This window comes from Roseibium sp. (assembly GCF_050301095.1).
Lineage (GTDB): Bacteria > Pseudomonadota > Alphaproteobacteria > Rhizobiales > Stappiaceae > Roseibium.
The window spans coordinates 1-21,894 of sequence record NZ_JBNKYW010000082.1; the positions used below are offsets into that span (position 1 = coordinate 1).

Consider the following 21,894-nt stretch of genomic DNA (forward strand, 5'->3'; position numbering starts at 1 on the left):
CTAAGCGGCCTTGCCTATCTGCCCGGACATTTCGGCCGGGAAGCGCAGGAAGATCTTCTGGAGCGGATCCGGGCGATCGTCGCCGAGGCGCCACTGTTCCAGCCGGTGATGCCGAAAACCGGCAAGCCGTTTTCGGTCCGGATGAGCAATTGCGGGCTGCTCGGTTGGGTCTCCGACATCAAAGGCTACCGCTATCAGCCGACCCATCCGGATACGGGCAGGGACTGGCCGGAGATGCCCGCTGTATTGACGGACCTCTGGTCGGAGCTTGCGCCGGACGCACCGGAGCCGGAAGCCTGCCTGATCAATTTCTACGAGGCGGGCGCAAAAATGGGCCTGCATCAGGACCGGGACGAGCAAACCTTCGACGCGCCTGTCGTTTCCGTTTCCCTTGGCGATACGGCCACCTTCAGGATCGGAGGGCTTAAACGCAAGGACCCGACACAATCCTTCCGCCTGCAATCAGGCGACGTTGTCGTGCTCGGCGGCGAGGCGCGGCTCGCCTTTCACGGCATCGACCGGGTGCTTAAAGGCACCTCGACGCTTTTGAAGAACGGCGGGCGGATCAATTTGACCCTCAGGCGGGTGACGCCTTTTGACTGAAGCCGCCTCCCTCAATGTCCTGTTCGTCTGCAGCCGCAACCAATGGCGCAGTCCGACGGCGGAGCGGGTGTTTCGAAAGATGTCCGGCGTGAACGTCCGCTCGGCCGGAACAAGCCGCGCCGCGCGTCGAACCGTGAAGCAAACCGACATCGACTGGGCGGACCTCATTCTCGTCATGGAGCCCGAGCACGCCTTACGGCTCAAGAAGGACTATCGCCAAGCCTTGCGGCCCGGGACAGTGCATGTGCTCGACATTCCCGACGACTATCAGTTCATGGACCCGGAACTGGTCGAGCTGATCATTGAGGCGGCAAAGCCACTGATCCTTTCCGCCCAGGGTTCCGCGTCATCCACTTGAGCAAAGAGCAGAAACTCATGCGTTCGACAGGACGCCCCAAATTGCTGACAAAGGCCTTCTCTCCGGCGCCGTCCCGGCCAAGCGAAGCGCGAGCCGGGACCTGCGGGCCGCAGGAACCTGTTTCGTTTGCCAAGGTTCCTGTTTTTGGCCGAAAGATCCCGGATCTTCGCTTTGCTACGTCCGGGAAGGCCAAGTGAGAGTTCGTCATTACCCTGATGCCTCCGACAGGACGCCGCTTCACCCTTCCAGATAGCTCGCCTCGAAACTGACCGGGAAATTCACCGAGCGGGCGATGTAGCAGACCTTGTGGATCTCGTGATGGATAGCGTCGGCTTTTGTGAGGTTCGTTCCCGCCGGCACTGTGATCTTCGGACGCAGGGTGGCCCGCAGAAAGCGGCCGGCGCCGCTGCGTTCCGTTTCGCCAACGGCTTCCGGTGCATCCTCATAGGCGGTCACCGCGATGCCGGCATTGCTGGCCAGATGCAGGTACCAGAGCATGTGGCAGCTGGCGAGCGCGGACAGGAGCAGGTCTTCGGGATTGTGCAAGGCAGGGTCGCCGCCGAGCAGCGGATCGTTGGAACAGGAAACGACAGGCTTTCTCGGTGTCCTGATTTCCCAGGTGCGGTCATAGCCGCGATAGGTTCTTGTGCCCTCGCCCCGGTTTCCGGTCCACAGGATCGCGGAGGTGTAGGTGTGCTCAGTGCTCATTCCGAAACTCCAAAATGTATACATTTATACATTTCTTGATTACGCGCCTCTGTCAAGTTAGTTATGAGGCATCATGAGGGAGCACCAATGTCCGCCGAACACATCGCCACCGCGTTGGAAACCGAGATCGTCGGCGGCACCTTGAGGCCGGGCGAGGAGTTGAAACAGGGCGAGATCGCCGAACGTTTCTCCGTCAGCCGCATTCCGGTCCGCGACGCGCTCCAGCTTCTGGCCGCGCGCGGGCTGATCGATCTGGTGCCCAACCGGCGCGCCCGGGTAATTAGGCTGACAACCGCCGAAATCCGGGAGGTCTACAATCTGCGTATTCTGCTGGAGACCGATTGCCTGTCCCAGGCGATCAAGCGGATGGAACCGGAAGACCTAGACAGGATTTCAATGGCGCTCGCCCATTCCAACATCGATGCGGCGACCGACAGCTGGGCGGAAGGTGACTGGGCGTTTCACCGCAGTCTTTATCTGCCCGCAGGCCGCCCGCGCCAGCTGGCCATGATCGAGGACCTGCGCCGCACCTGCCGCATTCATATCGCCGGTTACGGCCTCCTGCCACGGCGGACCGGAGAGTGGCTGAAAGACCACGAGCACATGGTGAAGGCCTGCGAGACCCGGGACGCCACGCGAGCTGTCAGGGTGCTGACGTCCCACATCGAAACAGCTTTCCAGACATTACGGGAAGAGCTTCCCAACGAGAACTAATACCGTTTCTGCGCTTCGTAATATGCAGCGAGGTCATTAAAGTCAGTTTCACTGAGCAATTTCAGCGCCTTGGACATATTGCCGTTCTTGCTGGTGTTCGCCCTTGTGCCGTCGGCGTAGCTCTTCATTTCCTTGACCAAATAGGCCGCAGGCTACCCTGCCAGCATCGGGACGGGCTGAAAGGACGTGGAGCGTGCATTGCCGTCCTGGCCGTGGCAGCGGGAGCATTGCGAAGACTTGGCCAATGTCCTGCCGTTGGCGGGATCACCTTCGGCGAAAGCCGCCTGCCCGGCACCGGCGCATCCGGAAAAGACCGCCAATTGGAGGGCAATCTTCGCTGCGGCTGGAACTGTCATGCTCAGGCTCCCCGGTCGATCCGCGATTTCCGGACGTGATTAGAGCGACCCGCTGGGCTGGCCAGTTCACCTGGCCAGCGTCCTAAAGAAGGCTCTGCACGGCCAGGACGCCCAGCGAAAGGGCGATCACCCAGAGGGCGACGCGCCCCGAGCGCGTGTGCCGCGCCTCCGCCTTGCCGATGGCCTCGGCGGTTTCCTCGTCGAACCTGAGACCCTGATGGGTCATCTTTTCCAATTCCTCCGACATGCGGCCGATGCGGTTGGCGAAGAGCGGCATGTCGTTGGCGATGCGGGCGAGCGAGGCAAGAGCATCCCCGGCATCCCTCACCTTGCCCACCGGGCCGAGATGCTCCCGGATCCAGTTGCCGACCACCGGTTCGGCGGTTCTCCACATGTCGAGATTGGGATTGAGCGAACGGGCCACGCCTTCCACTACGACCATGGTCTTCTGAAGCATGATCAGCTGGGTCTGGGTGCGCATCTCGAAGAGTTCGGTCACCTCGAACAGCTGGGTCAGCAGCCGGGCCATGGAGATCTCGCTCGCGTCATGACCGTGGATCGGTTCGCCGATAGCACGGATCGCCTGGGCGAACATGTCGACATCCTGGTCCGGCGGCACATAACCGGCCTCGAAATGCACTTCGGCAACCCGCTTGTAGTTGCGGGTGATGAAGCCGAACAGGATCTCGGCCAGGAACCGGCGCTCGCGCTTGTTGAGACGGCCGATGATGCCGAAATCGACGGCCACAAGCGTGCCGTCCACCTGAACGAAGAGATTGCCCTGGTGCATGTCGGCGTGGAAAAAACCGTCGCGCAGCGTGTGGCGCAGGAAACTCTGGATGACCATGGCGCCGAGCGCTTCCAGGTCGTGTCCGTCCTCGGCCAGGCCGTCGACGTCGGACATCTTCCGGCCGTCGATCCACTCCATGGTCAGCACGCCCTTGGCCGTTTGTAGCCATTCCACCTTCGGAACCCGGAAGCCGGGATCCCCGGCGGTGTTCTCGGCCATTTCCGACAAGGCCGCCGCCTCGAGGCGGAAATCCATTTCCATCGCGACCGATTGCGCAAGCGTGTCAACCACGGCCACCGGCCTCAGGCGCCGGGAGGGTGCGTGGAACCGTTCGGCGAGGTGCGCGACCAGGTAATAGCTCTGCAGGTCGCGCTGGAACCGGCGCGCGACGCCGGGCCGCAGGATCTTCACGGCCACCTTGCGCTCGTTTCCGTCCCGGTCACGGATGACCGCGGGATGCACCTGCGCGATGGAGGCGGCGGCGACAGCTTCGCCGAATTCGGCAAAAATCTCGTCCACCGGCCGGCCCAGTTGTTCGGAAACGGCCGCCAGGGCGTCTTCATGGTCGAAGGCGGGCAGCCTGTCCTGCAACAGCGAGAGCTCGCGCGCCGCCTCCTTGCCGACCACGTCGGCACGGGTGGCAAGAAACTGGCCAAGCTTGACGTAGGAGGGCCCGAGCTTGTTGAGCGCGTCCGACAGGCGCAGTTCCGCGCTCTTGTTCTTGACCGCCCGGCGCTCCAGGAGCCGCGCCATGGCGATGGCAAACCGCGGGCCCGCCGGCAGGTCAGGCAGGGAGACCAGGCCGAACACGCCTTCGCGCGCCATCACGAATCCAGCCCGCGCCAGGCGGAGGAGAGACATTACCGGAAAGGCCATCAATCAGAGCTTCCAGCCTGAATGCAGCGCGGCAATGCCGCCGGAATAATTGCGGTAGCTCACCCGCTCGAAGCCCGCCTCGCGGATCATTTCGGCGAACCGCTCCTGGCTCGGGAACTTGCGGATCGATTCCACCAGATAGCGGTAAGGCTCGCCGTCGCCGGTCACAAATTTGCCTATCGCCGGAATGGCGTTGAAGGAAAAGGCGTCATAGACCTTGTCCAGCAGCGGCACGTCGACCTCTGAAAATTCCAGGCACAGGAACCGGCCGCCCCGTTTCAGCACACGGTGCGCCTCACGCAAGGCCTTGGGGATGTCCGGGACGTTGCGGATGCCGAAAGCGATGGTGTAGGCGTCGAAGCTCCTGTCCGGGAACGGCAGCTCTTCCGCATTGCCCTGGCTGAAGGTGATGAGATTCGAAAGACCTGCCTTCTCGGCCCGGTCGCGACCGACACCCAGCATGCTTTCGTTGATGTCGCAGACGACCGCTTCCACCGTCTCGTTGGAGCGGCGCACGACACGGGTGGCGATATCGCCGGTTCCGCCGGCCACATCCAGAAGCCGCCAGCCGGACGCGCCCGATTTCGGCGGTGCCAGGAAGGAGACCATCGCATCCTTCCACACCCGGTGAAAACCGCCGGACATCAGGTCGTTCATCACGTCGTAGCGCTCGGCGACCTTGTGAAAGACATCGTCCACCAGGGCCTGTTTTTGCCCTTCGGCAACCCTGGTGAAGCCGAAACTGGTCGGCATGTCTTCCGGTGCGCGGCCGGATGTGCCGGTCTGTGCCTGTTGCGTCATGAATGCGCCTCCTGGCGGATGCTGTTCATTTTACCTACAAAGTGCGCCGGACCATAGTACAAGCGTCCGTCAGGCGCTATCTTCGCCGGCCATGGAAAGCCATATGCCGCAGGCCTATAGCGCGCAACCGGACCGGAGACCAGAGCACAAATGCCAGAATTACCGGAAGTGGAAACCGTCAAACGGGGGCTTGCGCCGACTTTTGAAGGATCGGAGATCGTCAAGGTCGACCAGAACCGGCCGGACCTGCGCTTTCCGTTTCCGGCCGACTTCCGCGAACGGCTGCGTGGCAGGCAAGTCACCGCGCTCTCCCGCCGCTCCAAGTATCTGCTCGCGGATATCGATACCGGCGACGTGCTGGTCATGCACCTTGGCATGTCGGGGTCGTTCCGGATCGAAAACGACACCCTTCAGGCAACGCCGGGCAAGTTCACCCATGAACGCGGCAAGGATCCCAAACACGATCACGTGGTGTTTCATCTTAGGACGGCGGACAACGCCGGCGCCCGCATCATCTACAATGACCCGCGCCGCTTCGGTTTCATGGATCTGATCGCAAGACCGCAGCTGGCCGGCCATCCCTTCTTCAAGGATCTGGGGATCGAGCCTCTCGGCAACGATCTGAGCGGCGAGACCCTGGCACGGCTGTTCGCGGGCCGGAAGACGCCGCTCAAGTCCGCTCTTCTCAACCAGAAACTGATCGCGGGACTGGGCAATATCTATGTCTGTGAGGCCCTCTGGCGAACCGGTCTCAGTCCGGTGCGCGCCGCCGGGACATTGGCGGCCAAATCCGGGCGCCCGACGGACAAGGCGGAGCTGCTTGCCGCCAGTATCCGCGCAACACTGGAGGAAGCCATCGCCGCAGGCGGCTCCACCTTGCGCGACCACACCAAGGCGGACGGTTCTCTCGGCTATTTCCAGCATTCCTTTGCCGTTTACGACCGGGAAGGCCAGGCCTGCCGGACACCGGGCTGCAAGGGAACGGTATCGCGGCTGGTTCAGACGGGCCGCTCGACCTTCCACTGCCCGTCGTGCCAGCGCTAGGGCAACCGTGCTAACCTTTCGGTCAAACTTGCCAGACCGGCGCCCGGTCGGTTAGGCATGTCGCGGAAAATCAACCGCCTGGAGCACTGGGAGCAGGCAACATGGGATATGAAAACATCCGCGTTGAAAAACGCGGCAAGGTCGGCCTGATCACTCTGGACCGTCCGAAAGCCTTGAACGCCCTGAACTCGGCCCTTGTTGCCGAACTCGGCACCGCCCTCGACGGGTTCGACGCGGACGAAAAAGTCGGATGTGTGGTGATCACCGGATCGGAGAAGGCATTTGCCGCCGGTGCGGACATCAAGGAGATGCAGCCGCACAATTTTGCCACGGCCTATCAGACGGACCTCATCACCCCGTTCGACCGGGTTTCCCGAAACCGCAAGCCGATCATCGCCGCGGTCGCCGGCTATGCGCTTGGCGGCGGCTGTGAACTGGCCATGCTGTGCGATTTCATCATCGCTGCCGACACCGCGAAGTTCGGCCAGCCGGAAATCACCCTCGGCGTCATTCCGGGTGCGGGCGGCACCCAGCGGCTGACCCGTTTCGTCGGCAAGTCCAAAGCCATGGAAATGGTTCTGACCGGCCGCATGATGGATGCGGAAGAAGCCGAGCGCAGCGGTCTCGTCAGCCGGATCGTGCCCGCCGACACCCTCATCGACGAAGCCATGAAGGCAGCGGAAAAGATCGCTGACTTCTCCCTGCCCGTCGTCATGATGGCAAAGGAAAGCGTGGACCGTGCTTACGAGACGACGCTTTCCGAAGGCGTCCGCTTCGAGCGCAGGGTCTTCCAGGCAATGTTCGCGCTGGAGGACCAGAACGAAGGCATGAGCGCCTTCGCCGAGAAACGCACGCCCCAGTTCCGCAACAAATAATCTTGCCGCTATCAACGATAAAGCCGTTGACGGCAACGCCAAGCAAGATTATAAGCAGCGCCCAATCGGTGGCGAACTTCGCCGCCGTTGTTTTTTGATCGGGTCTTACCGCCAATGTGCATCGGTCCCGATCGCCACCGGACACTAGTCCCAATTACCGATCAGGATTGAGCCCATGGCCAACACACCATCGGCCAAGAAGGCGGCCCGCAAGATTGCCCGCCGGACGGCCACGAACAAAGCTCGCCGGAGCCGCGTGCGCACCTTCCTGCGCAAGGTTGAGGAAGCCATCGCTTCTGGCGATCAGACCGCCGCGAACGAAGCCTTCAAGGCTGCACAGCCGGAGATCATGCGCGCCGCAACCAAGGGCGTTCTTCACGCCAACACGGCTTCCCGCAAGGTTTCCCGTCTTAACGCCCGCATCAAGGCGCTCGGCGCTTAACAAGCACCGTCACATCACCGTTAAAAAGACCCGGCCTCAGTGCCGGGTTTTTTTTAGCCGCGTAATTTTGTGGATGACGGAATACAGCAACCATCGCTTGCAACATCGTCAATTCTGCCATGTATGATACTGTCAGAAAATATTTATTAAAACCAACGACTTATATACATGTAGACATTTGAGAACCCAATCAAACCGGATTCGATACGAGTCAAGGTATCAGTTCCGAATTTTTTTTTGAAAAGTCGGTTTTTGGATTATGACAGGGCCCTGAGAGACAAAAAGTCATTGCGGTAAAAAGCATTTGTTCGATCACCCACAGCGGGGTGAATTATTGTCACGCTAGGGTAGAAACCGCTTGCCGGGGGGTTTCGGAAAAACACGCGGTTGCTCCTCCGGTCGCTGTCTGTATATTAACAATCGGCTGGCACGAAATGACCAGCAGGCGACCAAAAAAACGGTGCTTGGATAAACAATGAATAAGTCTAGTCTGAACGCAGCTGAGCACAAAACAAAACGCATACCGGATGAATACATTATTGTATTCAGCAACCCCGGCGCTTAGCGTCGATACGGACTAGTTCTTCTTCCAGACATTCTTAAAAGTACTTTAAATCAATAGCTCACGGCTATTGAAGGGGGCAGTTGTGTTTCATGAGGGTGGCTACGCTGGAGACTTGAGTGCGCAGGAGGCATTCGAGGGTCTTTCCAGCAACGAGCAGGCAGTGCTCGTTGATGTGCGCACGCGAGCGGAATGGTCGTTTGTCGGCCTGCCGGATCTGCGTGCGATCGGGAAGGAACCCATTCTGTCGGAATGGCAGAGTTTCCCGCCTTCGGGACCCCGTCCCGAATTTGTCGCGGACGTTTCGGACCTTTTGGCAAAAAAAGGACTTGACCAAAACGCGCCGATCTATTTTCTGTGCCGCTCCGGAGCGCGCAGCCAGGCAGCAGCGATCGCCCTGACGCAGGCCGGCTACACGCAGTGCTTCAACATCTCCGATGGCTTTGAAGGTCCGCTTGATGCGGACGGCCATCGCGGGACCCAGTCCGGCTGGAAGGCCTCCGGACTGCCCTGGATTCAAAACTAATTACCCCGCTGTTCGACGGGGTCAGGTGGCAGGAACTCTCCGGCCGCCCATGCGATAACCGTCCCAAAAGGGACTCAATAATGCTGCACAAGCAGCAAGGCGTCGAAGAACGGCTGTGGCGGACTGTTCTTCACTCAAACAGGAGGCAAATGACATGCAGGTTCAGGAGGCAGGCGGCTCCGAACAGTGGAAGCGGGTCAAGAAACAACTCCGCGCGGAACTGGGTGACGACGTATTCACCAGCTGGTTCGCGCGCGTGGATCTTGAGGAACATCAGGACGGCACCGTACGCCTGTCCGTTCCGACACGCTTTTTGAAACAGTGGATCCAGAACAATTACAATGATCAGCTGATGGGTCTTTGGCAGCGCGAGTGCGACAATGTCCACCGCATCGAGCTGACGGTCCGCAGCGCGATCCGGCCGCGGCAGACTCCGGTCAACGCACCGAGCCTCAGCGCGCCGTCGGCCTCAAAGCCGGTCACCCTGGAAAACCGCGGTGATGCGCTCGCAGACGCTTCCCAGGTGACCCGTGCCCAGGCCGCCACCGCGGCCGTCGGCCGCGGCGAGACCGCGCAGGATACCCCCCGGGACGTGCTTCAGGGCGCTGCGCTCGACCCGAAGTACACATTCGAAACCTTTGTCGAAGGCGAGTCCAACAACCTGGCCCTGGCGGCAGCGCGGCAAGTGGCGTCCGGCGGTCCGGTGACCTTCAATCCGCTGTACCTGCATGCCTCCGTCGGCCTCGGCAAGACCCACCTGATGCAGGCCGTGGCCGCCCAGGCAAGGGCTTCGGGACGCAAGGTGCTCTACCTGACGGCAGAGCATTTCATGTACAAGTTCGTCGCGGCACTGAAGTCCCAGTCGGCACTGGCTTTCAAGGAAACCCTCAGGACCATCGACCTTCTCCTGATCGACGACATGCAGTTCCTGCACGGCAAGCAGGTGCAGCAGGAATTCTGCCATACCCTGAATGCGCTGATCGATGGCGCACGCCAGGTGATCGTCGCCGCCGACCGGGCCCCGTCCGAACTGGACACGCTCGACGACCGCGTCCGTTCCCGTCTTTCGGGCGGCCTCGTCGTCGGCATCATGGAGCCGGATTTCGCGCTGCGCCGGAGCATTCTGGTCTCCCGTGTCGAAATGGCCCGCAACACCTATCCGCAGTTCGACGTTCCGGACGGCGTGCTGGACTATGTCGCCCGGCATGTGGCCTCTTCCGGCCGCGACCTGGAAGGAGCGCTCAACCGCTTGATCGCCCATAATCAGCTGACCAATCAGCCGATCACGCAGGAAATGGCGGAATTGACCCTGCGCGACCTGGTCCGGTCCAGTGAACCGCGCCGCGTCAAGATCGAAGACATCCAGCGCATCGTGTCCAAGCACTACAACGTGACCAAGGCTGACCTTCTGTCCGCCCGGCGGACACGGACCATTGTCCGGCCCCGGCAGATCGCCATGTATCTGGCGAAGGTCATGACGCCCCGGTCGCTGCCCGAGATCGGCCGCCGCTTCGGCAACCGGGACCACACGACCGTGCTGCACGCCGTACGCAAGATCGAGGAAATGGCCCGCGCGGACTATGCGCTTGCGCAGGAACTCGAACTGCTGAAACGCATGCTGGACGCCTGAACGGCCGCAACCGGCCGCCGGGGACCGCAAGCAACCCCGCCGGCCGGACCGAAAGCGTTAGAAATACACGTTATTCTACCAAAATGGGGGGCGTTCCGGGCGGACGCCCTCTTGCTTTTGACGCCGGTTAAGGGCAGTGTCTTCCCCCCGCTCCCGAACGGAGCCCAATTTGTTCATTTGGCCAGGCAGATCCGCCTGGCGTTTCACGAGTACGGAACGAGAGTATGAAAGCGACCCTCGAGCGGACCGACCTCCTCAAGTCCCTGACCCATGTTCACCGGGTGGTCGAGCGCCGGAATACCATACCCATCCTGTCGAACGTCCTTCTGCGTGCCGACGGTGGCGCAATCAATCTCAAGGCGACCGACCTCGACCTGGAAATCGTCGAATCCGTCCCGGCCATGATCGACCTGCCGGGGGCGACGACCGTTCCTGCGCATATGTTCTACGACATCGTGCGCAAGCTGCCGGAAGGCTCGCAGGTCGTGCTGGAAACCACCAGCGACAACGCCACCCTGGAAATCCGCGCCGGCCGCTCCAAGTTCACCCTGCAGATGCTGCCGGAAACCGATTTTCCGGATCTGACTGCAGGCGACTTCAGCCACGGTTTCCCGCTGACTGCCGGGGACATCCGCAAGCTGATCGACACCACGCAATTCGCGATCTCGACGGAAGAGACCCGTTATTACCTGAACGGGATCTACCTGCACACGGTGGACGCGGGCAACGGCCAGCAGTTCCGCGCGGTCGCGACCGACGGACACCGCCTGGCCCAGGCCGAGGTTCCGGCTCCGTCCGGTGCTTCCGGCATGCCGGGCATCATCGTGCCGCGCAAGACGGTCGGCGAGATGCAGAAGCTTCTGGAGGACCCGGAAGTGGAAGTGCAGATCGAACTGTCGGACACCAAGATCCGGATCACCACCGGCTCCGTGGTGCTGACCTCCAAGCTGATCGACGGCACCTTCCCGGACTACGGCCGGGTAATCCCGCAGGGCAACGACAAGGAAATGCGCGTCGACCGCGACGAATTCAAGGAAGCCGTCGACCGTGTCTCGACGATTTCCTCCGAACGCGGACGCGCCGTCAAACTGTCCCTGACGGAAGGCCGGATGGTGCTGACCGTCAACAACCCGGATTCAGGCAGCGCGACGGAAGAGCTGGCGGTTGAATATGACGCCGAGCCGCTGGAAATCGGGTTCAATTCCCGCTACCTGCTCGACATCGCCAACCAACTCAGCAGCGACACCGCGCTGTTCCGGCTGGCCGATTCCGGATCACCGACCCTCATTCAGGACAACACGGTCGACGATTGCCTGTTCGTGCTGATGCCGATGCGGGTCTGATCCGACGTAGAAGACAAGCGGAAGCAGGACAATGACAGAGTTCCGGACGGCGCGGCTGACCCGTCTGTCGCTGACCGGCTTCCGCAACTACACCACGCTCACCTTGCCGCTCACGGCAAAGCTGGTGGCTTTTGTCGGGCCGAACGGCGCCGGCAAGACCAACATTCTGGAAGCCATATCCTTCCTGACCGCCGGCCGCGGCCTGCGCCGGGCAGCGCTTGCCGATGTCGCCCGCAAGGACGGTGACGGCAGCTGGAGCGTTGCCGCAACCGTATTGCTGGACGGGATGGAAACGAAGATCGGCACCGGCCTTGCGGCCGGGACGCCGGGCCGCAAGGTCAGGATCGACGGCGAAGACGTGCGCGGCTCGGAGAGCCTGCTCGACTATGTGCGGGTGTTATGGCTGGTCCCGAGCATGGATGGGCTCTTTACGGGCCCGGCTTCCGACCGGCGGCGTTTTCTCGACCGGCTGACACTGGCCATCGATCCGGCGCATGGCCGCCGGGTCGGCGATTTCGAAAACGCCCTCAGACAGCGCAACCGCCTGCTGGACCAGGGCGGATCGGATGCCTTTTTGACAGCGCTGGAACTTCAGGTCGCCGAACTCGGGACGGCCGTCTCCATTGCCAGGAGCGAAACCGTCGGCCTGCTGACGCAGATGATCGCGGACCAGGCCGCCCAGGATCTCCCCTTCCCCCATGCCGCCGTATCGCTTGAAGGGGCGTTCGAAGCCGAGACCATCGGCCTCAGCGCCTCCGACCGGGAGGATGCCTACCGCCAGATGCTGAAAGACGGCCGCGCGCGCGACCGCGCCGCCGGACGCACGCTGAACGGCCCGCATCTGAGCGATCTCAAGGTGCAGCACGCTGCCAAGTCCATGCCGGCGGCCCAATCCTCGACCGGGGAACAGAAGGCGCTCTTGATCGGACTGATCCTGGCCCATGCGGAACTGACCGCGAAAGTTTCCGGAATGACCCCGGTTCTGCTGCTCGACGAGATCGCCGCCCATCTCGATCCGAACCGGCGGGCGGCGCTTTTCGGCAAGCTGGACACCCTTGGCGGACAGGTCTTCATGACCGGAACCGACGAGGCCCTTTTCGAAGCCTTGCCGGGCGATGCCGAGGTGTTCGAGATCAAGGACAACGGGAGCAGGCTGCTGCGTGGTGTCACGGCCCCTTAAATCCGCCGGATTCTTGTGGTTTTCCACCAGAATCCCTTCGCTGGCTTTCCGATCGCACGCGTTCGGTTGAACCCCTGCCGGAACCCCGTATAACGGGGGTAGAATAGACAAACCGATTGGTGATTGATTCGCATGAGCGACATGTCCACGTCCGACCCCAACCAGACCCCGGAAAACGGAGACGGCGCCGAATACGGCGCGGACTCCATCAAGGTCCTCAAAGGCCTCGATGCCGTGCGCAAACGGCCCGGCATGTACATCGGCGACACCGATGACGGCTCGGGCCTGCATCACATGGTCTACGAAGTGGTCGACAACGCAATCGACGAAGCCCTCGCCGGCCATGCCGACCATGTCACCGTGTCCCTCAATCCGGACGGATCCGTGACGGTTTCCGACAACGGCCGCGGCATTCCGACGGACATTCACTCCGAAGAAGGCGTGTCGGCCGCCGAGGTCATCATGACCCAGCTGCACGCGGGCGGGAAATTCGACCAGAATTCCTACAAGGTGTCGGGCGGCCTTCACGGCGTCGGCGTTTCGGTGGTGAACGCGCTCTCCACCAAGCTGGATCTGCGCATCTGGCGTAACGACCGGGAACACTTCATGACCTTCGCCCACGGCGAAGCTCAGAGCCCCCTGGAAGTGGTGGGGCCCGCCAATGGCCAGAAGGGCACCGAGGTCACTTTCCTGCCCTCACCTGAGACCTTCACCAAGACCGAATTCGACTTCGCCACGCTGGAACACCGCCTCAGGGAACTGGCCTTCCTCAACTCGGGCGTCCGCATCATCCTGACCGACAAGCGCGGCGTCGAGGATGTCGTCGAGGAACTCTTCTACGAGGGCGGGCTGGAAGCCTTCGTCCGCTTTCTCGACCGGGCCAAGCATCCACTGATCGAAAATCCGGTCACCATGATTGCAGAGCGCGACGGCATCACGGTGGAAGCCGCCATGTGGTGGAACGACAGCTACCACGAGCATGTGCTGTGCTTCACCAACAACATTCCCCAGCGCGACGGCGGCACGCACCTGGCCGGTTTCCGCGCGGCGCTGACGCGCCAGATCACCGGCTATGCGGAATCGACCGGCCTGATGAAGAAGGAAAAGGTTTCGCTCTCCGGCGACGACTGCCGCGAGGGGCTGACCTGCGTCCTGTCGGTCAAGGTCCCGGATCCGAAGTTCTCCTCGCAGACCAAGGACAAGCTGGTGTCCTCGGAAGTGCGGCCCGTGGTGGAGAACCTGATTTCGCAGACCCTGAACGAGTGGCTGGAAGAAAACCCGGCCCCGGCGAAGTCGATCGTTTCCAAAGTCGTGGAAGCGGCCTCCGCCCGTGAAGCTGCCCGCAAGGCACGCGAGCTGACCCGCCGAAAGGGCGCTCTCGATGTCGCCTCCCTGCCCGGCAAGCTGGCCGACTGCCAGGAACGCGATGCCTCCAAGGCCGAACTCTTCCTGGTGGAGGGCGATTCCGCAGGCGGCTCGGCCAAGCAGGGCCGCCACCGGGAGAATCAGGCCGTTCTGCCGCTGCGGGGCAAGATCCTCAACGTGGAACGCGCCCGTTTCGACAAGATGCTCTCCTCCAACGAGATCGGCACGCTGATCACCGCGCTCGGCACGGGGATCGGCAAGGAAGAGTTCAACGTCGAGAAGCTGCGCTACCACAAGATCATCATCATGACCGATGCTGACGTCGACGGCGCCCATATCCGGACGCTGCTGCTGACCTTCTTCTTCCGGCAGATGCCGGAACTGATCGAGAACGGCTACGTCTATATCGCGCAGCCGCCGCTCTACAAGGTCAAGCGCGGCCAGTCGGAACAGTACCTGAAGGACCAGAAGGCGCTGGAGGACTATCTCATCGCGCAAGGGCTGGACGATGCTTCCCTGACGCTGGCAGGCGGGGAAGTGCGCACGGGACAGGACCTGCACGCCGTTGTCGAAACCGCCCGCAAGATCTCCGATATCTTCGACGGTCTGCATTCGCGCTATAACCGCGACGTCGTCGAACAGGCGGCGATTGCCGGAGCGCTCAACACCGAAATCCTGCATGACAGCGGCAAGGCAGCGGAAGCTGCCGCCTATATCGCCCGCCGCATGGATATTCTGGCGGACGAGTTCGAACGCGGCTGGACCGGCGAGGCCCGGGACGACGGCAGCCTGGTGTTCAAGCGGACCGTCCGGGGGGTCGAGGAAACGGCCACCATCGACGCCGCACTCCTGGGGTCCGCCGACGCCCGCAGGCTGGCGGCCCATGCCGACCACCTGCGTGAAGTCTACGGCAAGGCCGCCGTTTTGCGCCGCAAGGATATTCCGACTGAAATCCGCGGACCGCGGGCTCTTCTCAGCCAGGTCTTCGCCTTTGGCCAGAAGGGGATTTCGCTGCAGCGCTACAAGGGTCTCGGCGAGATGAACCCGGAGCAACTCTGGGAAACGACGCTCGATCCGAATGTCCGCTCCCTGCTTCAGGTGAAAGTGCGCGAGGCGGACGATGCCGATGACATTTTCACCAAACTGATGGGCGACGAGGTCGAGCCGCGGCGCGAGTTCATCCAGGACAACGCGCTGGCGGTTGCCAACCTGGACATCTGATCCGGCTGTTCCGGCAAGAAACAAAAGAGCGGCGATTTCGCCGCTCTTTTTCTGTCTGCACCTGCTGTTCCCGGCCTATTGCAGACCGGCGGCGGACCAGGGTTTCGGCTTGCCGAAATAAAAGCCCTGAGCCGCCTCGATATCCAGCTCCTTGAGCAGAGCCGCGTCCTCGGCGGTCTCGACATGCTTTGCCACGACCTTGAGGCCGAGGGCCTGTACGGCCTTGACCAGTCCGGACAGGATCGCCGCCTTCTCCGGGGACCGGGCCACGTGCTGGGTCAGGCCGGCTTGCAGCTTCAGCCATTCGACACGCAATCCCGTCAGGCGGGAGAGGCTCGGCCAATGACCTGCAAAGTCATCGATCGCGGTCTGGCATCCGAGCTCGGAGGCAAACCTGAAGAAGGTTTCGACCAAAGCCGGTTCGCGCAGAAAATCCTTCTCCGCGACTTCCAGGCACAACCTGGACGCCTGGAGCGGGTTTACCGACAGGCGGTTGACAAGGCACTCCCGAAACCCGGGATCGCGCGCGGAGTCCGCCGACACGTTCATCGTCAATGTCTTGCGAACCGGATTCCGGTCTGCCGCGTCCAGAACCCTGTGCAGCGTCCAGGCATCGACCCTGGCTATGAACCCGGAGCGTTCGGCGGCTGAAATCCAGGCACGCGATGACAGGCCTTGTGCGCGGTCCCCTTGCAGCCGCAGAAGCATTTCGTAGCCGAACAGGCTGTTTTTCCGCAGATCGAATATCGGCATCGCGTAGAGTGCAAGTTCATTGCCCCGGAAGCTGTCCGGCTCCGGAAGGTCCGTTGCGACAGAACCGCTCCGGGTGCAGTCGCCGGGTTGAACCGTGTGAACCTGCACCGAGCGGCCACCGAAACGCTTGCCGCGAAGGCAGGCCTGATCGGCAAGTCCGATGAGTTGGCTCGCGTCCAGCTTGTTCAGGTCGAGACTGGCGCCGACAAAGGCGACGCCGATCGAACCGCCGATGGTGAAGACGCGGTTTCCCGTTTCCAGATGGATCCGGTCGAAGCCTTCCAGAATGTCCTCCGCGATCCGGAGCGCTGCCTCTTCGCTGCCTGTGAACACCGTACCGGCAAATTCGTCGCCGCCAATCCGGGCTGCGGTCCCCCGGTCTCCCAGGGTCTGCCTCAGACAGGCCGCCACATGCAACAGCATGTCGTCGCCGGCTTCGTGGCCACCAAGATCGTTCACCTTCTTGAATTCGTCCAGATCGATATAGAAGACCGCCAGACCTTCGCCGGCTTGCCGGGACAGCAAGGCCAGGTCTTGTGTCAGTGTCCTGGTGAAAGACCGCCGGTTTTCCAGCCCTGTCAGGGGATCCTGATAGGCCAGCCGCCTGTTTTCGGCAATTTCATCCGGGCTTTCGACGTTGCGCCGGAGAATGGCCATGACAGCTTGCGGCGCGCCGCCTGCCGTCAGATCCGGTATCGGGATCAGGCGCACTTCACACACGGACTGGTCTGCCGCGGTTCCGGAACCTCCGTTTTCTGCCCGTTCCGGCACATAAAGGGACCGTGGCAGGTCGTCCTGATCCGCCAGCGCCGCAATGAGGAGTTCCTTCTCGAAATCGGTATCGATGAGTTCCAGAAGTCTGCCTGCCTTGTCGTCCGGGCTTTCCGCCTCGCTGAAAATCAAGACATCATCGGGAAAATACCGCAGGAAATCCGCCGCACCGCCAGCCTCGGACAGAGGGGCTAAACCGGATTGCCCAACCGGGACCGCCGGCCCGCTGTTGTCCATGGAAACAAATTGCACAAGCACAACACGGCCACCGCCGGAAACAGCAGGAAAAGACGTACAGATCAACTGCCGGCAGAAGCCTGCGCCGGACTTGAGACTCAATCCGCCGCTCGCCTGTGCGGGCACGCCGCCAAGCGCGGCCGACAGCACCGGCTCACACCGCTTGAGGCTGGCCGCGGACAGAAAGTCGCGCAACCGTCCCGGCACCTCACCCAGGCCATGCGCGGCACAGGCCGCTTCCATACGTTTGTTGTGACCAAGCAGAAGCCCGTCGGGGCCGAGATAGACAGCCGCATGGGGCAGCACTTCCAGCAAGGAGGCATGAAAAACCGTTAGTGCATTAACATTTGCATGACCGGAACGTTCCCGCCGGTCACCTGCTAACCGATGGTTGAATTGCACCAGATCGCCCTTTCAAAAACGTCAGATTGGCGCCAACTCAAATACAACGCGCCCGCCTATCCTTAAATATTAACACAGAATTACATTAGATCCCGGCTAGGCATTTCTACCCACAACTCTTAAAATTTCTATGGTTAACAAAATATTAATAAATAAATCTACATTTCTTTTAAAATTTTACTTAAAATCGTTTCTTTCTTCCATAAAATACACAAATCCCTGCCACATTTTGATCACTCCCGCGACGTAATGGTGCCGCCGGGGAATGTTATTCCCCACCCCGCATCCAGTGCTGTCAGCTACGTATTTTCCGGTTTCCGGGCATGAAGGGGTATTCATGGGTTCACATTCGGTATCGACGAAGATCAGGCAGATTACCTGCTTGTCGCTTGCAATGTTCTGTCTGAGCGTTCCGGCTCAGGCCTCCGCCGGTGCTTTCCAGCAATGCGGCAAGGCGTCCTGGTACAAGCTGGGAGGCACGACGGCCAGCGGCGAGAGAGCCAATCCGAACGGCTTGACGGCTGCCCACCGGACCCTGCCCTTCGGTACACTGGTCGATGTGACAAATCTTGCGAACGGCAAATCAGTGACCGTGCGCATCAACGATCGTGGCCCCTATGCGAAGGGCCGCGTGATCGACGTGACCTACGCGGCGGCCAGGGAATTGGGCTTCCTGAGCAAAGGCGTCACACGCGTTGCCGTTTCCGGCCCCGCCGCACCGGCAAAAACCCGTACCGCCCGGGCGTGCCGTTAACCATACAGCGGGACAATTGAGACCCAACCTTTGCGCGAGTCGCTCCCTACATCCGATGTAAGAGGCGATTTGGGGCCTTGCATGCACGTTTTCACTAGTTTCAAGATCGACTCAGTATGAATAACGATCAGTCGCTTTACGGTGAATCAAAAAATAAAATATTTTACGGTAATGACATTCAGGAAAGATACCGCTAGAGTTGCCGCCGTGGTCGATGGGGCCACGTGCACAGTAACTTTATTCGCGCAGTCCTCGTGGCTGCGCGTTTTTTTATTTCCGCGATAAATCAACGAATTGCCTGACGGCTTCCAGGAAGACGCCTCGTATCTCGCCCACCTGGCAGACCAATCGGAAGTGCAGGTAAAAACACACTGGCATTACAGCGGTGTCATTCCGGATTGCCACATCCGGTCTCTTTTGGTCCTGCAAAGGCACCCATGCACCCGGCCTTTCCAATGCCCTTCAAACCACCTTTTCCACGAACCGCCGCCAGCCTCGAAAAGACGCCCCGATGCCGGCTGCCAACTGCTGCAGAACCCTCCTGATGCCTCCACCCGCTCACGGCCCCCGGCCTGAATACAACCTTTGGTAATTTCAAGGTTGTATCCCCGGCATCCCAACGGTGATGGAGACCGGAAAGGGCGGGCCCTTCAGGCGGGCTGCCGTTCGCAATCAAGAGCGGCCCGTCGACCCGGCTGTGGAACTGTTTCATCAGCCCCCTTGCGTCTGGCACTGCGGGGACTTGGAGCAGGACGGATTGGTCTTCAAGGACCCTTTGCGTCAGAAGTGGTCCGGTTCCAGGGAGAGCCCCGACGCCGGTGACCCGCTCAACCAATACCCGCCGTACGACGCGCCTTGCCGGCAAGCCGGCACATTCCGCCGGACAGCTTCCTGCCATTTGCAGGCGGGCCCTGGCAAGGGTGCCGAATGAGCCCAACCGGCCTGGTTCCGCAAAGAACGGCAGCTTCACCGCAAACCGCCGGTTGGCTGGCAGCTTCCACGATGACCGGGCGGCTTGTCCGGGAACTTACCGGCTTCGCGTTTCGCTCTTTCCGTTCGCCAATCCCCCCGGCCAGGTCTCGGCCTGCATATCTTGTCCAAAATCTCAGAAAGCCATTGCCGAAGTCAGCCGGATCTTGTATCAGACCCCTCTATCCGCCACGGTTTCCCCGTGGCCGTGACAAGCACCCGTAGCTCAGCTGGATAGAGCGCTGCCCTCCGAAGGCAGAGGTCACAGGTTCGAATCCTGTCGGGTGCGCCATCTAATGCCTTGAGTTAATTTAATAATTAGCTCCGCTTCCAGATGCAAATTTCCGAGTAGACAGCTGCTGGCACAACACGGGCACAGCGGAACCTATCATGGCGACCATTCGGAAACGTAACGGCAAATATCACGTTCAATTCAGACGACAGGGCTTCCCCTCGCAGACAAAGACCTTCCATCAGCTGAAAGAAGCGCAGGAATGGGCACGGTTTGTGGAAGTCAAAGCGGACCAGGGCGACCTCCCACAAAAACGAACGCCCCTCAAATCAAAAAAGCTTGGGGACCTCGTAGGCCGTTACAAACGGGAAATCACACCTACCAAAAAGGGTGCCACGACGGAGGAGATTGTCCTAACGGCATTTCTTCGCCATCCGATTTGCAACATACGCCTCGACAAACTTTCAAAGGCAGACTTTGCAAGGTACAGGGACGAAAGACTGCAACAGGTCAGCGGTACGACACTTAAGAGACAGCTCAACACCATCCGGCACATATTCAACATTGCCAAGACAGAGTGGGACTTGCCTATCGCCGAAAATCCGATCCAAGGGCTACGATTGGATGCAAGAGATGTCAGGCGAGAACGGAGGCTCAGTGAAGGGGAATACGAAAAGCTCAGGCAGGCAGCCAGAACAAGACAAATTCCCTTCATCGAAAAGATCCTCATTTTCGCGATAGAAACGGCCATGAGAAAGGGTGAGATCCTCGCGCTACGCTGGGACCAGGTTGACCTCAAACGGCGCTCAGTGACCATCCTAGAGTCAAAGAACGGCTATTCGAGAACCATTCCCTTGACACCAACAGCTTTTGCAATCTTGCAAGGAATGGGAGGGCAGCATGACAGGGTGTTCCCCATAACTGCCAATGCCTTACGGATGGCTTGGGAACGGATGCTGGCAAAGACAGATATCGAGGATCTACACTTCCACGATCTCAGGCACGAAGCGATCAGCAGGTTTTTTGAAATGGGGTTGACGGTTCCCGAGGTTGCATCGATCAGCGGACACAAGGACATAAAAATGCTGATGAGATATGCCCACGCAGGAAATCAACTGTCCGAAAAATTACAACGCGAAGACCTAATCAGAGACGATACGTGAATTCACTCTTGCCTCTGGCCTAAATGGAAGCAACATCCAATCCGTTTAGCACACCGTTACTTTTCGATTATCTAAACGCATAGTAGAGATGATTTTTGTTTTCACGCAGTTTGTTCATGTCTCCGAAAAACGTTTTTGCCAGACCATATATATCGGCCCCGCCTCCCCCGACAAAAGGTATCTTCAAGTTAGAGCGTGCAGGACCAGTTAGATTTAGCTCCCTGTTCAGATCTTTTAGTCCTTCTTCCATTTGGCTACGGTGATATTCCATTACATTCATTATTGATTTTGCTTTGGCTTCAATATCACTGTGAGCGTACAATCTCAGTATGTTTTGGAAGGGATATATCCGCCAATTTCCATGAGGCCATGTATGTCCATCAAAAGGAAACTTGGTTTTGTGCTTGATCATTTCCCTTCGTGTTTTGTCATCTGTCCTCCATGAGACGAAATCTTTCATGACAAGCCTATTGAAATACCATAAATTAATATGATTTGGACATCCTACATTCTCTGCAATATCTATAATATTATGTATCTGCTTCTTTGACGGACCCGACAAGTTATTTGCTTGCGCTTCGATGACAGAAAGTATTCTATCCAACGTTCCGCATTTCATATTTTGCACTCGACCTTCATCTGCTTTTATTTCAAATCCATCCCCATCAACAAAATCATTTACTTTGTACAAAATATCCATTGCCCACCTGAAGGGCGGCTGTTTGTCTTTTCTCCTAACTATTAAAATAGTCAGATCTATAGGTGTGCCATCTTTCCAATCGTGTTTTTTGTAAAGCTCATGAACAATCTTCAAATGCCCGTTTGCTCTCACTAAACCTCGGGCAAAATGACCATTATCTGTTCGGTAAACAATTTTTCTTCTTAGTCCGTAAGCGATTTCGTCGGCGAAAACATTAAAGTTCTCCCGAAAAACAGGCATAGTCGGCATACCCTTTGAATCGAGAGTGTCAACCACCTTAATGTAGTATTCGTCACGATTACTTTTTGAGTTTTCAGCTCTTTTTATGAATACTTTCTTGGGGGTATAGTCGCTAAACTCGCCTTTTGGTTGGTTTGACATAATCGCTCCCTCCAAAAATAATTGAGCCTGAATTTTAGCCAAAAATTATATCACACGATCCGGCACCAAGCACACGTGCTGCCTACGAAACATTTGCGACAACAGGCTGACCGCTCAGTGCCGGTTTCTATTCAGCTT

At 59.6% G+C, this 21,894-nt stretch carries 19 protein-coding genes and 1 tRNA gene; 14 read left to right on the plus strand and 6 right to left on the minus strand.

Annotated elements, in window-relative coordinates; translation table 11 throughout:
* Both ACQY7U_RS07470 and ACQY7U_RS07475 read left to right on the plus strand, forming a co-directional pair.
* Positions 1–603, plus strand: a 603-nt coding sequence (locus ACQY7U_RS07470) for an alpha-ketoglutarate-dependent dioxygenase AlkB family protein (protein WP_428643229.1), incomplete at its 5' end; no start/stop codon positions are given.
* Entirely contained in the window at positions 596–961 is a 366-nt protein-coding gene (locus ACQY7U_RS07475; RefSeq protein ID WP_428643231.1) for a low molecular weight protein tyrosine phosphatase family protein, read from the plus strand. The genes ACQY7U_RS07470 and ACQY7U_RS07475, both read left to right, overlap by 8 nt.
* Positions 962–1,198: 237 nt before the next feature.
* Here the strand turns inward: ACQY7U_RS07475 and ACQY7U_RS07480 are convergent, their stop codons facing one another.
* A complete protein-coding gene (locus tag ACQY7U_RS07480; protein WP_428643232.1) occupies positions 1,199–1,669 on the minus strand; it encodes an OsmC family protein in 471 nt (156 codons plus the stop codon).
* An 87-nt stretch (positions 1,670–1,756) separates the two neighbouring features.
* Here ACQY7U_RS07480 and ACQY7U_RS07485 point away from each other — a divergent pair, with 87 nt between their 5' ends.
* The gene (locus ACQY7U_RS07485) at positions 1,757–2,383 is read left to right on the plus strand and encodes a GntR family transcriptional regulator (RefSeq protein WP_428643233.1); all 627 of its coding nucleotides are present in this window, start codon (positions 1,757–1,759) and stop codon (positions 2,381–2,383) included.
* Between the two features lie 152 nt (positions 2,384–2,535).
* On the opposite strand, the gene ACQY7U_RS07490 is transcribed toward ACQY7U_RS07485, so the two are convergent.
* From ACQY7U_RS07490 to ubiE, 3 genes are all read right to left on the minus strand, one after another.
* Complete coding sequence (locus tag ACQY7U_RS07490) at positions 2,536–2,739, minus strand: c-type cytochrome (protein ID WP_428643234.1); 204 nt, start codon at positions 2,737–2,739, stop codon at positions 2,536–2,538.
* An 82-nt stretch (positions 2,740–2,821) separates the two neighbouring features.
* Positions 2,822–4,405 (minus strand): 2-polyprenylphenol 6-hydroxylase, encoded by a 1,584-nt coding sequence (ubiB, locus tag ACQY7U_RS07495; RefSeq protein WP_428643235.1) that lies wholly within the window; start codon positions 4,403–4,405, stop codon positions 2,822–2,824.
* Between the two features lie 3 nt (positions 4,406–4,408).
* On the minus strand, positions 4,409–5,158 hold the full coding sequence (gene ubiE / locus ACQY7U_RS07500; RefSeq protein ID WP_428643250.1) for a bifunctional demethylmenaquinone methyltransferase/2-methoxy-6-polyprenyl-1,4-benzoquinol methylase UbiE: 750 nt from the start codon (positions 5,156–5,158) through the stop codon (positions 4,409–4,411).
* 198 nt (positions 5,159–5,356) lie between these two features.
* Here ubiE and mutM point away from each other — a divergent pair, with 198 nt between their 5' ends.
* The 8 genes from mutM (at position 5,357) to gyrB (ending at position 15,394) form a co-directional block, all read left to right on the plus strand.
* Complete coding sequence (gene mutM / locus ACQY7U_RS07505; RefSeq protein ID WP_428643236.1) at positions 5,357–6,250, plus strand: bifunctional DNA-formamidopyrimidine glycosylase/DNA-(apurinic or apyrimidinic site) lyase; 894 nt, start codon at positions 5,357–5,359, stop codon at positions 6,248–6,250.
* Between the two features lie 101 nt (positions 6,251–6,351).
* Positions 6,352–7,125: an enoyl-CoA hydratase gene (locus ACQY7U_RS07510; RefSeq protein ID WP_428643238.1), complete on the plus strand. Its 774-nt coding sequence runs from the start codon at positions 6,352–6,354 to the stop codon at positions 7,123–7,125.
* Positions 7,126–7,300: 175 nt separating this feature from the next.
* Positions 7,301–7,567 (plus strand): 30S ribosomal protein S20, encoded by a 267-nt coding sequence (gene rpsT / locus ACQY7U_RS07515; RefSeq protein WP_428643240.1) that lies wholly within the window; start codon positions 7,301–7,303, stop codon positions 7,565–7,567.
* Positions 7,568–8,244: 677 nt separating this feature from the next.
* Entirely contained in the window at positions 8,245–8,655 is a 411-nt protein-coding gene (locus ACQY7U_RS07520; protein WP_428643242.1) for a rhodanese-like domain-containing protein, read from the plus strand.
* Positions 8,656–8,809: 154 nt separating this feature from the next.
* Positions 8,810–10,285, plus strand: coding sequence for a chromosomal replication initiator protein DnaA (gene dnaA / locus ACQY7U_RS07525; RefSeq protein ID WP_428643243.1), 1,476 nt, complete (start codon positions 8,810–8,812; stop codon positions 10,283–10,285).
* A 224-nt stretch (positions 10,286–10,509) separates the two neighbouring features.
* Complete coding sequence (dnaN, locus tag ACQY7U_RS07530) at positions 10,510–11,628, plus strand: DNA polymerase III subunit beta (protein WP_428643244.1); 1,119 nt, start codon at positions 10,510–10,512, stop codon at positions 11,626–11,628.
* A gap of 31 nt (positions 11,629–11,659) precedes the next feature.
* Positions 11,660–12,808: a DNA replication/repair protein RecF gene (gene recF, locus ACQY7U_RS07535; protein ID WP_428643245.1), complete on the plus strand. Its 1,149-nt coding sequence runs from the start codon at positions 11,660–11,662 to the stop codon at positions 12,806–12,808.
* Between the two features lie 132 nt (positions 12,809–12,940).
* The gene (gene gyrB / locus ACQY7U_RS07540) at positions 12,941–15,394 is read left to right on the plus strand and encodes a DNA topoisomerase (ATP-hydrolyzing) subunit B (protein ID WP_428643246.1); all 2,454 of its coding nucleotides are present in this window, start codon (positions 12,941–12,943) and stop codon (positions 15,392–15,394) included.
* Between the two features lie 75 nt (positions 15,395–15,469).
* Here gyrB and ACQY7U_RS07545 read toward each other — a convergent pair whose 3' ends face one another.
* Entirely contained in the window at positions 15,470–17,461 is a 1,992-nt protein-coding gene (locus ACQY7U_RS07545) for an EAL domain-containing protein (protein ID WP_428643251.1), read from the minus strand.
* A gap of 490 nt (positions 17,462–17,951) precedes the next feature.
* Between ACQY7U_RS07545 and ACQY7U_RS07550 the strand changes: the two genes are divergently transcribed.
* From ACQY7U_RS07550 to ACQY7U_RS07560, 3 genes are all read left to right on the plus strand, one after another.
* Complete coding sequence (locus tag ACQY7U_RS07550) at positions 17,952–18,311, plus strand: septal ring lytic transglycosylase RlpA family protein (protein ID WP_428643252.1); 360 nt, start codon at positions 17,952–17,954, stop codon at positions 18,309–18,311.
* 1,184 nt (positions 18,312–19,495) lie between these two features.
* Positions 19,496–19,572 (plus strand) — tRNA-Arg (locus ACQY7U_RS07555).
* A gap of 98 nt (positions 19,573–19,670) precedes the next feature.
* Positions 19,671–20,675, plus strand: a complete 1,005-nt coding sequence (locus ACQY7U_RS07560; RefSeq protein WP_428643248.1) for a site-specific integrase — start codon at positions 19,671–19,673, stop codon at positions 20,673–20,675.
* A gap of 67 nt (positions 20,676–20,742) precedes the next feature.
* On the opposite strand, the gene ACQY7U_RS07565 is transcribed toward ACQY7U_RS07560, so the two are convergent.
* Complete coding sequence (locus ACQY7U_RS07565; protein WP_428643249.1) at positions 20,743–21,798, minus strand: hypothetical protein; 1,056 nt, start codon at positions 21,796–21,798, stop codon at positions 20,743–20,745.
* Positions 21,799–21,894: the final 96 nt, after the last annotated feature.

Bases quoted from the DNA above. Each gene is read 5' to 3' on its own strand.
- ACQY7U_RS07480 (WP_428643232.1), bottom strand. From the start codon at position 1,669: ATGAGCACTGAGCACACCTACACCTCCGCGATCCTGTGGACCGGAAAC.
- ACQY7U_RS07485 (WP_428643233.1), top strand. From the start codon at position 1,757: ATGTCCGCCGAACACATCGCCACCGCGTTGGAAACCGAGATCGTCGGC.
- ACQY7U_RS07490 (WP_428643234.1), bottom strand. From the start codon at position 2,739: ATGACAGTTCCAGCCGCAGCGAAGATTGCCCTCCAATTGGCGGTCTTT.
- ubiB (WP_428643235.1), bottom strand. From the start codon at position 4,405: ATGGCCTTTCCGGTAATGTCTCTCCTCCGCCTGGCGCGGGCTGGATTC.
- ubiE (WP_428643250.1), bottom strand. From the start codon at position 5,158: ATGCCGACCAGTTTCGGCTTCACCAGGGTTGCCGAAGGGCAAAAACAG.
- mutM (WP_428643236.1), top strand. From the start codon at position 5,357: ATGCCAGAATTACCGGAAGTGGAAACCGTCAAACGGGGGCTTGCGCCG.
- ACQY7U_RS07510 (WP_428643238.1), top strand. From the start codon at position 6,352: ATGGGATATGAAAACATCCGCGTTGAAAAACGCGGCAAGGTCGGCCTG.
- rpsT (WP_428643240.1), top strand. From the start codon at position 7,301: ATGGCCAACACACCATCGGCCAAGAAGGCGGCCCGCAAGATTGCCCGC.
- dnaA (WP_428643243.1), top strand. From the start codon at position 8,810: ATGCAGGTTCAGGAGGCAGGCGGCTCCGAACAGTGGAAGCGGGTCAAG.
- dnaN (WP_428643244.1), top strand. From the start codon at position 10,510: ATGAAAGCGACCCTCGAGCGGACCGACCTCCTCAAGTCCCTGACCCAT.
- recF (WP_428643245.1), top strand. From the start codon at position 11,660: ATGACAGAGTTCCGGACGGCGCGGCTGACCCGTCTGTCGCTGACCGGC.
- gyrB (WP_428643246.1), top strand. From the start codon at position 12,941: ATGAGCGACATGTCCACGTCCGACCCCAACCAGACCCCGGAAAACGGA.
- ACQY7U_RS07550 (WP_428643252.1), top strand. From the start codon at position 17,952: ATGTTCTGTCTGAGCGTTCCGGCTCAGGCCTCCGCCGGTGCTTTCCAG.
- ACQY7U_RS07560 (WP_428643248.1), top strand. From the start codon at position 19,671: ATGGCGACCATTCGGAAACGTAACGGCAAATATCACGTTCAATTCAGA.